The organism is Nonomuraea sp. NPDC004702 (assembly GCF_053601695.1).
This window is the reverse complement of sequence record NZ_JBSGCE010000009.1, coordinates 70,121-81,375: the sequence shown is the minus strand read 5'-3', so window position 1 is coordinate 81,375 and position 11,255 is coordinate 70,121. Positions and strand designations below refer to the sequence as shown.

General features: G+C 71.6%; 13 protein-coding genes. 5 read left to right on the top strand and 8 right to left on the bottom strand.

Features of this window, described 5'->3' with window-relative positions; genetic code table 11:
- Positions 1-103: 103 nt before the first annotated feature.
- Positions 104-1,516, bottom strand: coding sequence for a DUF7059 domain-containing protein (locus ACWEJ6_RS14390; RefSeq protein ID WP_452423912.1), 1,413 nt, complete (start codon positions 1,514-1,516; stop codon positions 104-106).
- A 124-nt stretch (positions 1,517-1,640) separates the two neighbouring features.
- Here ACWEJ6_RS14390 and ACWEJ6_RS14385 point away from each other — a divergent pair, with 124 nt between their 5' ends.
- Positions 1,641-1,943 (top strand): hypothetical protein, encoded by a 303-nt coding sequence (locus tag ACWEJ6_RS14385; protein WP_352318383.1) that lies wholly within the window; start codon positions 1,641-1,643, stop codon positions 1,941-1,943.
- Here ACWEJ6_RS14385 and ACWEJ6_RS14380 read toward each other — a convergent pair.
- Genes ACWEJ6_RS14380 through ACWEJ6_RS14370 form a run of 3 tightly spaced genes read right to left on the bottom strand, consistent with a single transcriptional unit; the run spans position 1,915 to position 4,034 of the window.
- Positions 1,915-2,892 (bottom strand): NAD(P)-dependent oxidoreductase, encoded by a 978-nt coding sequence (locus ACWEJ6_RS14380; RefSeq protein WP_358291318.1) that lies wholly within the window; start codon positions 2,890-2,892, stop codon positions 1,915-1,917. The genes ACWEJ6_RS14385 and ACWEJ6_RS14380 overlap by 29 nt on opposite strands.
- A 33-nt stretch (positions 2,893-2,925) precedes the next feature.
- A complete protein-coding gene (locus ACWEJ6_RS14375; protein ID WP_352318387.1) occupies positions 2,926-3,525 on the bottom strand; it encodes a TetR/AcrR family transcriptional regulator in 600 nt (199 codons plus the stop codon).
- The gene (locus ACWEJ6_RS14370; RefSeq protein ID WP_452423910.1) at positions 3,522-4,034 is read right to left on the bottom strand and encodes an N-acetyltransferase family protein; all 513 of its coding nucleotides are present in this window, start codon (positions 4,032-4,034) and stop codon (positions 3,522-3,524) included. Before ACWEJ6_RS14370 ends, ACWEJ6_RS14375 begins: the two co-directional genes overlap by 4 nt.
- A 58-nt stretch (positions 4,035-4,092) precedes the next feature.
- Between ACWEJ6_RS14370 and ACWEJ6_RS14365 the strand changes: the two genes are divergently transcribed.
- From ACWEJ6_RS14365 to ACWEJ6_RS14350, 4 genes are all read left to right on the top strand, one after another.
- The gene (locus tag ACWEJ6_RS14365) at positions 4,093-4,572 is read left to right on the top strand and encodes a winged helix-turn-helix transcriptional regulator (protein WP_387671709.1); all 480 of its coding nucleotides are present in this window, start codon (positions 4,093-4,095) and stop codon (positions 4,570-4,572) included.
- A 32-nt stretch (positions 4,573-4,604) separates the two neighbouring features.
- Positions 4,605-5,426 carry an SURF1 family cytochrome oxidase biogenesis protein gene (locus tag ACWEJ6_RS14360; RefSeq protein WP_452423907.1) on the top strand — a complete coding sequence of 274 codons (822 nt, stop codon included), beginning with the start codon at positions 4,605-4,607 and terminating at the stop codon, positions 5,424-5,426.
- A 10-nt stretch (positions 5,427-5,436) separates the two neighbouring features.
- Complete coding sequence (locus ACWEJ6_RS14355) at positions 5,437-6,180, top strand: tyrosine-protein phosphatase (protein WP_452423905.1); 744 nt, start codon at positions 5,437-5,439, stop codon at positions 6,178-6,180.
- Positions 6,181-6,338: 158 nt separating this feature from the next.
- Positions 6,339-7,535 (top strand): amidohydrolase family protein, encoded by a 1,197-nt coding sequence (locus tag ACWEJ6_RS14350; RefSeq protein ID WP_352362172.1) that lies wholly within the window; start codon positions 6,339-6,341, stop codon positions 7,533-7,535.
- Here the strand turns inward: ACWEJ6_RS14350 and ACWEJ6_RS14345 are convergent.
- The 4 genes from ACWEJ6_RS14345 to ACWEJ6_RS14330 all read right to left on the bottom strand — a co-directional run bounded on the left by ACWEJ6_RS14345 (position 7,532) and on the right by ACWEJ6_RS14330 (position 11,069).
- Positions 7,532-7,885, bottom strand: coding sequence for a YkvA family protein (locus ACWEJ6_RS14345; RefSeq protein WP_452423903.1), 354 nt, complete (start codon positions 7,883-7,885; stop codon positions 7,532-7,534). The two genes, ACWEJ6_RS14350 and ACWEJ6_RS14345, sit on opposite strands and share 4 nt — an antisense overlap.
- 65 nt (positions 7,886-7,950) lie before the next feature.
- Positions 7,951-9,369, bottom strand: coding sequence for an amidase (locus ACWEJ6_RS14340; protein ID WP_452423901.1), 1,419 nt, complete (start codon positions 9,367-9,369; stop codon positions 7,951-7,953).
- Positions 9,369-10,334, bottom strand: coding sequence for an LLM class F420-dependent oxidoreductase (locus ACWEJ6_RS14335; RefSeq protein ID WP_452423899.1), 966 nt, complete (start codon positions 10,332-10,334; stop codon positions 9,369-9,371). Before ACWEJ6_RS14335 ends, ACWEJ6_RS14340 begins: the two co-directional genes overlap by 1 nt.
- A 66-nt stretch (positions 10,335-10,400) precedes the next feature.
- The gene (locus ACWEJ6_RS14330) at positions 10,401-11,069 is read right to left on the bottom strand and encodes a TetR/AcrR family transcriptional regulator (RefSeq protein ID WP_357973867.1); all 669 of its coding nucleotides are present in this window, start codon (positions 11,067-11,069) and stop codon (positions 10,401-10,403) included.
- Positions 11,070-11,255: the final 186 nt, after the last annotated feature.

The following is an 11,255-nucleotide window of genomic DNA, read 5'->3' as shown; positions in this document are numbered from 1 at the left end:
ACACAGACGACCGGCCGGACTCGACGCGGACCTTCGAACCCCCCAGGCCCGCGTCTCGGTCAGAAGCCTCCACCGGCGCGGTCAACGTCGGATCAACGGTGAATCAAAGCAGGAAATAACCCTCGGCGATGAGCGGCCGGATCGCGTCGGCGTTGGGGATCTCGCCGTCGCCGACCAGCTCGGCGATCACGTTGAGCAGCGGCCCGAGCGCCAGCTCGCCGTCGCACACGCCGGCCAGGGCGGCCTCGACGGTGCCGACCTCCCTGCTGCGCCGCAGCCCCTGCGTCTGGCGCAGCACGATGCGGATCGGGTCCTCGGCGCCGGGCAGGCCGACGCGTTCGTCGAGCACCCCGTCGGCCGTGCGCAGCAGCGCCGCGTCGAGGTCGGCGGCGCGGTGGGCGGCGGCGATGGAGTCGAGCACGTCGTCGACGTAGTCGCCGACCGGCAGGGCCACCTGGTGGGGCAGGTGCTCCACGCGCACGACCGGGTCGAGGGTGCCCGAGTTGCGCATGGTGATCCAGCCGAAGCCGATGCCCTCGACCTTGCGCTCGTCGAACCAGGCCAGCCACCGGTCGTAGTGGTCGGTGTAGCCCTTGGTGCCCTGCTCGGCCGCGTCCTTGAGCCACAGCTCGACGTATTCGGCCGGATCCTGCACGTCACGCTGGACGACCCAGGCGTCGCAGCCGGTCTCGCGCAGCCAGCCGCCGACCCGGTCGTGCCAGTCCTCGCCCTCGACGTGCAGCCAGTTGGCCAGGAAGTGGGCCTGCCCGTCGGGCGCGAGGTGGCCCGGGGTGCACCGGACCAGGTCGCGGCAGAAGTCGTCGGCCTCGCCGCCGGACTCGCGGTAGGTCAGCGTGCGCTCGGCCCCGGGGGCGATGACGAACGGCGGGTTGCTGACGACCAGGTCGAACAGCTCGCCCTCGACCGGCTCGAACATCGACCCCACCCGCGCGTCGACGCCCGTCACGCCGGACAGCTCCCAGCTCAGCCGGGCCAGCTCCACGGCGCGCGGGTTGAGGTCGGTGGCCACCACCTGCTCGGCCCGCCCGTCGAGGTGGAGCACCTGGACGCCGCAGCCCGTGCCGAGGTCGAGCGCGCGCGTGACGGGCCGGCGGCTGACGAGCTGAGCCAGGTTGGCCGAGGCGCCCCCGGCCCCCACGACGTGGTCGGCCCGCAGCGCCGGGTCGCCGGGCCGGACCTTGCGGTCGGAGACCACGTAGCCGCCGGTCTCCCACGGCTGGAGGTGCACGGTCGCCCTGATCAGGTCGCCGTCGGCCGACACCAGCCCCGACTCCAGGACGGCGGCCGGCACGGATCTGGCCGGCACCGGCACGCCGAGCCACCAGAGCCTGATCAGGGTGCCCAAGGGGTCGCCGTCGGCGGTCGCCCGCAGGGCCGGGACGAGCTCCTCCCGCGCCAGGGCCGAGGCCGCCATGGCGCCGAGCCGGTCGCGGACGCCGTCGATCGTGTAGCCGGTTTCGAGGAGGTGATGGCGCAGTCGTTCCACGGACACCATCCTTTCACCAGCCACCGACAGTGCTCATACTGTTACTTACGCACCCAAGCGTTCTGCAAGCCATGGACAAGTGGGTGGCGGTATCTCTAGGGGTGCAAGACGCCGTACCGAGGAGCGCGCCCCCATGCTGATCCCCTGCCTGGCCTGCGAGTCGCGATTCGGGCCCGACGAGTACTTCAATGCCTGCTCCGACTACAACCGGGGCCTGGACCTGGTCTCGTGGACCTGCCCGCGCTGCGGCAACCGCGACGACCTGCGGGTGCTGCCCGGCGAGCTGGGGTTCGGCTACCCCTCGCGCGGCAGGTTCGACGTGCACGACCGGCTGCGCGTGCCCGGCCTGCGCAGGCAGCGCGGCGACCTGCGGCTGGACATCTCCCTCGACCGCTCCCGCTGGCAGGTCAGGACGCGGATCCGGCAACCGGCCTGACCGGCGCGCACGCGTACGCGGGCGGCTCGCCGCGCAGCAGCCGCGCGATGTCCTCCACCAGCGCCTCCGCCAGCTCCTCCAGGCTCTCCCCGGTGGCCTCGCCGAGCCTGGGCGTGAGCACCACGTTCGGCAGCCTGGTCAGCGGGTGGGCCGGATCGAGCCATTCGCCCTCGAAGTGGTCGAGCCCGGCGCCGCCCACCTGGCCCTGGCGCAGCGCGTCCACCAGGGCGGTCAGGTCGTGCAGGGCGCCGCGCGAGGTGTTGAGGTAGATCGCGCCCTGGCGCATCGCGCCGAACTCGCTGTAGCCGAACAGGCCCCTCGTGTCCGCGGTCAGCGGCACGTGCAGCGACACCACGTCGGCCTCCGCCAGCAGCGCGGGCAGGGTGTGCGTGGCCTCGGCGACGTAGGGGTCACAGGTGACCACCCGCATGCCCAGCCCCTGGCAGCGCCAGCGCATGGCCCGGCCCACCCGGCCGAGGCCGACGATGCCGAACGTGCGTCCGGTGAGCCGTCTGCCGCGGTGGCGCTGGGCGGGGGGCACCCTGCCGCGATGGGCGCGGCCTCTGCGCACCTCACGGTCGGCGGTGACGATGTTCCTGCTGACCGCGAACAGCAGCGCGAGCGTCAGCTCGGCCACCGCCTCGGGGTCGCGGTCGGGGGCGTGCAGGACGGTGACCCCGCGTTCGGCGGCCAGGCGCAGGTCGACCCCCGTGGGGGCGCCGAGGCTGGCCACGATGTCGATGTGGAGTCCGAGCACCGAGGTGCGAACCTGGTCGCCGTCGGTGATGAGCACGTTCGCGCCGGTCTCGATGACCAGGTCGGCGAGTTGCTCGTCGGTGAAGCCGACGCTCGGCCGGGGAGGAGCCTCGGCCACGTCGGCGACCTCGCCCAGACGGGCGAGCGCGCTCTCCGGCAGGTCGGGCAGCACGAGCGCCCGAGGTCTTCTCACATTTGGACAATAACACCACAGACGGTACTCAGATCATTGCTCCCCGCGCTGGCGGAGACTCTGCCAGGCCGCCTCGCCCAGGCCCTTGATCTCTTCCTCGGTCGGGGTGTGCGCCCCGGCGAACCACAGGCGGCACATCTCCTGCGCCGGCCCGAGCCACAGGACGTAGCACATGGTGGCGTGGACGGGCTGGAGCTGCCCGTTCTTCATGTGCGGCTTCCACCAGTCGGAGACCTGGCGGAAGAACGCGCGCCTGGCCTCGGCCACCTCGGCGCCGCCCGGCTCGTGCTTGCGCGGCGGGCGCTCGCTCACCAGGATCCTGGCCCGCTCGGGGTGCTCGCCGGCCCAGCGCATGTGGAAGGCGACGACGGCCTCGATGCCGGCGCGGGCGTCGTCGTGCCGGACCAGCTCGGCGAGGAACTCCTGCTGGTAGGCGTCGAGGATCTCGGCGTACAGGACGCCGTAGACGTGCTCTTTGCTGGCGAAGTGGTGGTAGAAGCTGCCGACGCTTACACCGCTCTCCTCGCGCAGACTGGCCAGCGTGGTGGCCGAGACACCGTCCTGGCTGAAGCGGCGGAGGGCGCCCTCGATGATGCGGGTGCGGCCGTCGCGTCCGTTCTTGACACTCTTCACACTGTCAATGGTGTGCTACCAGAACGTTGTTCCGCAAATACTCCGGCCAGATCGATCATAGCGGTCACCTCGACCGTGCCGGACTCGACCTTCATCTCGGCGTCCGGCCACAGCCTGCGGACCAGCCTGAGCACCCGCCGGTTCTCGCCCAGCACGTCCATCCCGACCGTACGCGCCCCCCGCACGGCGGCCCTGAGCAGCAAGGTGTCGACGAGCCGCGGGCCGAGCCCGTTCCCCTGCCAGCGGTCGGCCACGACGACGGCCACCTCGACGTCGGCGCAGCCGCCCCGGTAGCTCATGGCGTGCCCGACGATCTCGTCCCCGGCGGTGACGACGAGCGCGTCGCGGCGTTCGTCCAGGGTCAGCAGGGTGCGTACGAGGTGGGCGGCCGGGACGGTCACGCCGCTGAAGAAGCGCAGCGTCTGGGTGTGCAGCGACAACCCCGTCAGGAAGCGTCTGATCCGTTCCTCGTCGTCCGGGCGGACCGGGCGGATCTGGGTTCCTTGCATAGACTCAGCCTGCTCCTCGGAGCTGAGTCTGTCAATTGAACTCAGATATAATGCGGAGATGAACGTGCCGTTCCGATTGGGCTTCCGGGTGGACAACTGCTCGATCGAGCGCACCCTGGACATCGTCGGGGAGAAGTGGACCTTCCTGGTGCTGCGCGAGGCGTTCAGCGGCGTGCGCAGGTTCGCCGACATGCAGGCGGTCACCGGCGCACCCCGCCAGGTGTTGAGCGCACGCCTGGCCCGCCTGGTCGACGAGGGCCTGCTGCGCAAGGAGCCCTACCGCGAGCCCGGCCAGCGCCAGCGCGACGAATACCGGCTGACCGACAAGGGCCGCGACCTCTATCCGCTGCTCGTCGCGCTCATGCACTGGGGTGACAAATACCTGGCCGACGAGGAGGGCCCGCCGGTACTGCTCACCCACCGCGACTGCGGCGCCCCCATCGAGCTGCACTTCCGCTGCGCCGAGGGCCACGAGGTGGCCGGGCCGCGCGAGGTCACGCCGGTCCCCGGGCCGGGCCCCGGGGTGCGGAGCGTCTAGCGGGCGAGCCGCGTGAGGGAGCACCCGCCCCGGTGCCTAACCTTGAAGGCGTGTACCGGTTCCTGCTGACGCCCCGGTGGCTGGCGCTCCACGTCGTGGTGCTGCTGGTCATCCCCGCCTTCGTGTTCCTGGGCAGGTGGCAGTTCGGGCGTTTCGAGGAGCGGTCCGACAACAAGGACAGAGTGACCGCCAACATCGAGGCCGCCGCCGTCCCGCTCGACCGGCTCGCGGCTCCCGGCCGGCAGGTCGGCGAGGGCGACCGTTACCGCACGGTCATCGCGTCCGGCACGTACGACGCCTCCCACGGCCTGCTCGTCCGCCGCCGCCCACAGGAGGGCCGCAACGGCTTCTACGTCCTGACCCCGCTCGTCACCGGCGACGGCAGCGCCGTCATCGTCAACCGCGGCTGGATCCCGGCCGCCGCCAGCGCCGACGCGGCTCCCGAGGTCCCCCCTCCGCCCACCGGACAGGTAACTGTCACCGGGCGGCTACGTCAGAGCGAGACCGAAGACTCCACCGGCATCCGCGAGCGGTCCGGGCTGCCGGACGGCCAGGTGCTGCTGATCGACGCGGCCAAGATCGGGCAGCGCATGCCGTACCGGCTGGTGGGTGGCTATGTCGAGCTCACCGGGCAGCAACCGCAGGCCGCCGCCGCGCCCGCTCTGGTGCCCGCCCCCGACGTCGGCTCCGGCGGCGGCCTCAACCTGGCCTACGGGGTCCAGTGGTGGCTGTTCATCGGCATCGCGATCGGCGGCTGGATCCTGCTGATCCGGCGTGAGGTGGCCGAGCAGAAGTCCGGGAAACCCGCCGGTGAGACGGTGACGACCCCGGAGGCGGAAACCGCCGCCAACTAAGGTGTGAAGGGTGATCCGCCACATTGAGTTCACCAATCTCCGCAACTTTCGTGACGTAGGTGGATATGCCACCGAGGACGGGCGCACCGTCCGGTGGCAGCGGCTCTACCGGGCCGACTCCCTGGGCTGGCTGGCCGGCGACGACCTGCGGGCCTTCCACGCGCTGCGCGTGCGCACCGTGATCGACCTGAGGCATCCCGCCGAGGTCGAGCGGGCCGGCCGGGTGCCGGAGACCGAGGGGCTGCGCTACCGCAACCTGCCGATCGAGGGCCGTCCCTGGGACATCGCCCAGTTCAGCGAGGAGATCGGCGTCGAGCGCTACCTCGCCGACCGGTACCTGGAGGTGACCGAGGACGGCGTGGAGAACCTGCGCGCCGCCGTGGAGACGGTCGCCGTCGCGGACAACGCACCGGTCGTCATCCACTGCGCGGTGGGCAAGGACCGCACCGGCCTGCTCACCGCGCTGATCCTCTCGCTCGTCGGCGTCGCCGAGGACGACATCGTCGCCGACTACGCCCTGACCGGCCTGGCGACCGAGCGCTTCATCGCCGACCAGCGCACCAGGCACCCGGACGCCCTGCTGTGGCCGGGGTTCGGCCGGGCCCCCGCCCAGGCCATGCGCCTGTTCCTGGACGACCTGATCGACCGGCACGGCTCCGTCGAGGGCTACGTCACCGGGGTGCTCCAGGTCGACCGGGCCACCATCGCCGAACTTCGCGAAAATCTCCTGACTGATTCGATCTCCCGCGGGTAGAAGGCGCCGGGGTCCGCAAGGGGCAGCATCCTCAAGGACCCCACAAGCCCGGGATCGCCCCCATCCCCCTCCAGGCGGTCCCGGGTACGAATGCATGGATACCCAACGGATACGTCGCAGCTTGTTCGACGTTATGCCGCCGTCGTACGGTTACCTGCGTGACTACGCCGCTGCTCCCCGACCCTGACCCCCGGCGGCGCGACTATGTGATCATCTCTGCCGACGATCACCTGATCGAGCCTCCTGACCTCTTCGAGGACAGGCTCCCGGAGAAATACGCCGACGTCGCGCCCAAGGTCGTGGAGACGGACGCCGGTCACCAGGTCTGGCGCTACGGCGGGGCCACGTACCCGTGCGCGGGCATCGACGTGGGCGCCGGGCTGCCGCGCGAGCAGTGGACCCTGGATCCGGTCAGGTTCGAGCAGATGCGTCCCGGCTGCCACGACATCGAGGCCCGCGTCCAGGACATGGACGTCGCCGGCATCTGGGCCGCGCTGTGCTTCCCCGGCATGCTGGCCGGCCAGGCGGGCATGCCGTTCGCCCGCACCCGCGACCAGGAGCTCGGCCTCGCCCTGGTCAAGGCGTGGAACGACTGGCACATCGACGTCTGGGCCGGCACCTACCCCGAGCGGATCATCGGCCTGCAACTGCCCTGGCTGCCCGATCCCGACATCGCCGCCAAGGAGATCAGGGCCAACGCCGCCCGCGGTTTCAAGGCCGTGGTCTTCCCCGAGTTCCCGACCAGGCTCAGGCTCCCGTCTATCCACACCGGCCACTGGGACCCGTTCTTCGCCGCCTGCGAGGAGACCGGCACGGTCGTGGCCCTGCACACCGGCGACTCCTCCTGGTCGCCCGTGCCCTCCCCCGACACGCCCATCGAGGCGATCACCACGCTGATGCCCACCAGCGCCATGTTCGCCTGCGCCGACTGGCTCTGGTCGGGCCTGCCGCTGCGTTTCCCCGGGCTGCGCATCCTCATCGTCGAGGGCGGCGTCGGCTGGCTGCCGATGCTGGCCGAGCGCGCCGACTACGCGCTCGACCACCCGGTCGCGGGCGAGGCCGCCTGGGACGGCGGCCTCAAGCCCAGCGAGGTGCTGCGCCGCAACTTCTTCTTCGGCACCCTCGACGACCACGCGCTGTCCGGCGTGCGGCTCGCGGTCGGCCTCGACCACGTGCTCCAGGAGAGCGGTTACCCGCACTCCGACTCGACCTGGCCCGACACCCAGAAGGCCGTGGCCGCGAACCTCGGCGCGCTGCCGCCCGCCGACATCGCCAGGGTCGCCTACGGCAACGCCGCCCGCCTGTTCGGGCACCCGCTGCCCTCGCGCGCCTGGTTGCGGATGGAGGAGATCTAACCCTCGTCCTCGACCAGCCTGGCCTGGATGACCTTGCGCTCGTGCTCGACGTAGCGACCGCTCTCGCCGAGCAGCGAGGCGATCAGCCACAGGAACACGCCGAAGTCGTCGGCCACCCCGATGAGCACCAGGAAGTCGGGGATGACGTCGACCGGCGACAGGATGTAGACCACGCCGAGCGCCATCAGGGCGAGCTTGCCCTTGCCCATGCCGTCGTAGCGGCCGCGGGTGACCGCGCCGATCATGCGCGGGATCGCCCGCACCCTGGCCAACATCCCCGGCGTGCCAGGCTTGGTCACCTCGCGGTACGTCCGCCACGCCGCCGCTGCCCGTGCTGCCTTCGCCATCATGAGGATCCTCCTACCCCCGGCTTCTCACGACATAACGCGTCAGCCGGGTGAGGGGTTCCTGACGATCAGCGCATGGCGGCGTGCTCGAACGGCCTGACCTGCTCGATCTGCGCGGCCACCCGGATCAGCAGATCCTCCCGTCCGGCCGCCGCCACGAGCTGCACGCCGACCGGCATGCCCGCCGCGTCCCTGTGCAGCGGCAGCGAGACGGCGGGCTGGCCGGTCGCGTTGATCGGCGAGGTGTAGGCCACCACCTGCGCGGTCCTGCCGAAGGCGGTGCTGAGATCGGCGGGCGGGATCCAGCCGAGCCGGAACGGCGCCGCCCCCGACGACGGCATCAGCAGCAGGTCGTTGCCCCCGGCCCACCAGGAGGCCATGCGGCGGCGGAAGCCGTCCACCCACTGGGTGGCCAGGATGTGGTCGGCCGCGCTGTTGGCACGGGCGGCGGTGACCATGGCCGCGTTGCGCGGTTCGAGCTCGTGCAGCTCCACCGGCCTGCCGCGGGCCGCGCCCAGGCTCACGACGTGCGCGGCGAGGTTGTTGGCGACGATGGCGCCGAAGTGCCGGGCGAACTCCGGCTCGGCGAGCGCCGGCGGGCCGCCGGGGGTCACGTCGTGACCGAGGCTCTCCAGCAGCGCCGCCGCCCGAGTGACGGCCTCGGCCAGGTCGGGGTCGGCGGGCACGTCCGGCCGCGGGTGGGCGGTCAGGAAGCCGATGCGCAGCCGTCCCGGGTCGGCGTGCAGTTCGGCGGTCAGGGGGCCGGGCAGCGCCGGGGCGTCATAGGGGTCGCCCGGCTCGTAGCCGGAGACCGCGTCGAGCGCGGCCGCCGTGTCGCGCACGGTCCTGCTCACGAAGCCGGGGCAGGAGAAGCCGCTCCAGCCCTCGCCCATGGACGGGCCCATGCTCAGCCGCCCGCGCGTCGGCTTGAGCCCCACCAGGCCGCACAACGAGGCCGGGACGCGGATCGAGCCGCCGCCGTCGCTCGCCGTGGCCAGCGCGACCATGCCCGCGGCCACCGCCGCCGCCGAGCCGCCGCTCGACCCGCCCGCCGAGTACGCCGGGTCGTAGGGGTTGCGGGTGGGGCCGTACGCCACCGGCTCGGTGGTGACCGTGCTGCCGAACTCGGGGGTGTTCGTCCGGCCCAGCAGCACGAAACCGGCCCGGCGCAGGCGCACGACGCCGTGACCGTCCTCGGCGGTGTCCAGGTCGTCGCGCACCCGCGAGCCCGCGGCGTACGGCTCGCCGGCCTGCCGCCAGCCCAGGTCCTTCAGCAGGATCGGCACGCCGCGGAAGGGCGCGTCCGCCGGGAGGCCGTCGATCTCGGCCAGCGCCCGCTCGAACCGCCGGTGCACGACGGCGTTGAGCTCGCCGTCGTGCGCCTCGACGGCGGCGATGGCGGCCTCGGCCAGCTCGCGGGCCGACACCTGCCCGTCCCTGACCGCCTGGGCCTGGCCGACGGCGTCGAGCCGCAGCACGTCGTCCATCAGCCCTCCCGGACCGGGGCCAGGTCGCGCACGGCCTGCTCGATCGGCACCTCGCCGCCGGGAATGGGCGCGAGCACCGGCGTGTCGAGCCCGTTGTCGACGTACTGGCGGATCCTGGCCCGGCAGGTGGCGGCGTCGCCGTGCACGACGAGGGCGTCGACCACCTCGTCGGGGATGGCCTTGAGCGCGGCCTGGCGGTCACCCGCCGCCCACGCCTCGTGCATGGGACGCAGCACCTCGCCCCGGCCCAGCCAGTCGTGGAAGGCGGCGTAGGCGGGCACGGTCAGGTAGCTCGCCAGCATCCACCGGGCCATCTCGCGCACCTTGTCGGCGTCCTCGCTCACGCAGACGAACAGCCGGGCGATCAGCTCGATGTCCGGGCCGATCTCGGCGCGCACCTTGGGCACGTCCTCGGGGGCGAGCCAGTTGGTGATCGCGCCGTCGGCCTCCTCGGCGGCCAGGCGCAACATCCGGGGCCGCAGGGCGGCCAGCACGATCTTGGGGGCGGTCTTCGGCGCCCGTTCCAGCTTGAAGCCCTTGATCTCGAACGTCTCGTACCGCTCGGAGACCTTCTCCCCCGCCAGCGCCCTCCGCAGGAAGCGCAGCGTGTCACGGGTGCGGGCGTACGGCTTGGCGAACTCCACGGCGTTCCACCGCTCGACGATCGCCGGCGAGGAGGAGCCGATGCCGAGCACGAACCGGCCGGGGGCCAGGTCGGCCAGGGTGGCCGCGGACATGGCCAGCAGCCCCGGCCCCCGCGTGGAGACCGGGACGATCGCGCTCCCGAGCCGCATCCCCGGCGCCCACTGCGTGGCCATCGCCAGCGGGACGAACCCGTCGTTCCCGTTGACCTCGGCCGACCAGGCGTCGGTGTAGCCGAGGCCCGGCAGCTCCGCGATCAGCTCCTGCGACCTGGCCAGGGAACGGTCGTAGAAGGGGATGGTCATGCCCCAGTTCGGCGTCATTCATGGCCTCCGGTTCGGCGACGGTGAGCCGACCATACCAAGCGGTATGTCACCGCAAGGAGCCCCCTAGGCCCGCAATTCGTGCACCGCGGCGATGAAGTCCTTCGTTATCCCCTGCAACCCGGGCAGATGCGACAGCCCCACCAGCCGGTCCACCAGCGGCACCGTGACCTCGATCAGCCGGTACGTCCGCGCGCACCCCGGCGAGGTGTCGTGCACCCAGAACAGCACCATGCCCATCGACAACAACCACAGCAGCTCCGGCAGCTCCGCCCGCAGCTCGGCGTTCATCCGGTCCTTCGACCCCTCGACCACCTCGCGGTAGATCCCGATGGACGCCTCCCGCGCCGGCGACGACTGCGCGCTGAACGGGCTCAGCGGGTTCGTCGGCTCGGCCGCGTGCTTGAAGAACTTCACCGCGAACTCGTGGTACGGCTCCGACACGCGCACCCACTCGCGCAGCACCCCGCTCAGCCGCGCGGCGAACGACCTCTCCGTGGCCAGGAACTCCCGGCAGGCCTGCTCGTGCTCGGCCTGCGCACGGTCGTAGTAGGCCTGGATCAGCGCCTCCTTGCTCTCGAAGTAGTAGTAGGCGTTGCCCACTGACACCCCTGCCTCGGCGGCGATGGCGCGCATGGTCGTCGCGTCGAAGCCACGCTCACGGAACAGTCGCAAGGCCGTCTCGACGATGACCTCTCGGGTGCTCTCCGATCCTCTGTTTCGGGCTTCGGACACGTTCGTCACTTTACGTCTTGAAAGCGCGGTGGGTCATGGAGTGGCACGGTGATCGCCGCCACAGGGCAAAGATGACTATGAGACATGAGTTATCTCCTGGGAATGGTGGGATTGTCGTTTCAGGCGGAAGGGCTCTTTTCCGCGAAAAGGCATCGACATGTGGATACGTGGAACAGCGCGCACCTT

Bases quoted from the DNA above. Each gene is read 5' to 3' on its own strand.
- ACWEJ6_RS14365 (WP_387671709.1), top strand. From the start codon at position 4,093: ATGAACGTGCCGTTCCGATTGGGCTTCCGGGTGGACAACTGCTCGATC.
- ACWEJ6_RS14390 (WP_452423912.1), bottom strand. From the start codon at position 1,516: ATGGTGTCCGTGGAACGACTGCGCCATCACCTCCTCGAAACCGGCTAC.
- ACWEJ6_RS14340 (WP_452423901.1), bottom strand. From the start codon at position 9,369: ATGGACGACGTGCTGCGGCTCGACGCCGTCGGCCAGGCCCAGGCGGTC.
- ACWEJ6_RS14385 (WP_352318383.1), top strand. From the start codon at position 1,641: ATGCTGATCCCCTGCCTGGCCTGCGAGTCGCGATTCGGGCCCGACGAG.
- ACWEJ6_RS14370 (WP_452423910.1), bottom strand. From the start codon at position 4,034: ATGCAAGGAACCCAGATCCGCCCGGTCCGCCCGGACGACGAGGAACGG.
- ACWEJ6_RS14335 (WP_452423899.1), bottom strand. From the start codon at position 10,334: ATGACGCCGAACTGGGGCATGACCATCCCCTTCTACGACCGTTCCCTG.
- ACWEJ6_RS14345 (WP_452423903.1), bottom strand. From the start codon at position 7,885: ATGATGGCGAAGGCAGCACGGGCAGCGGCGGCGTGGCGGACGTACCGC.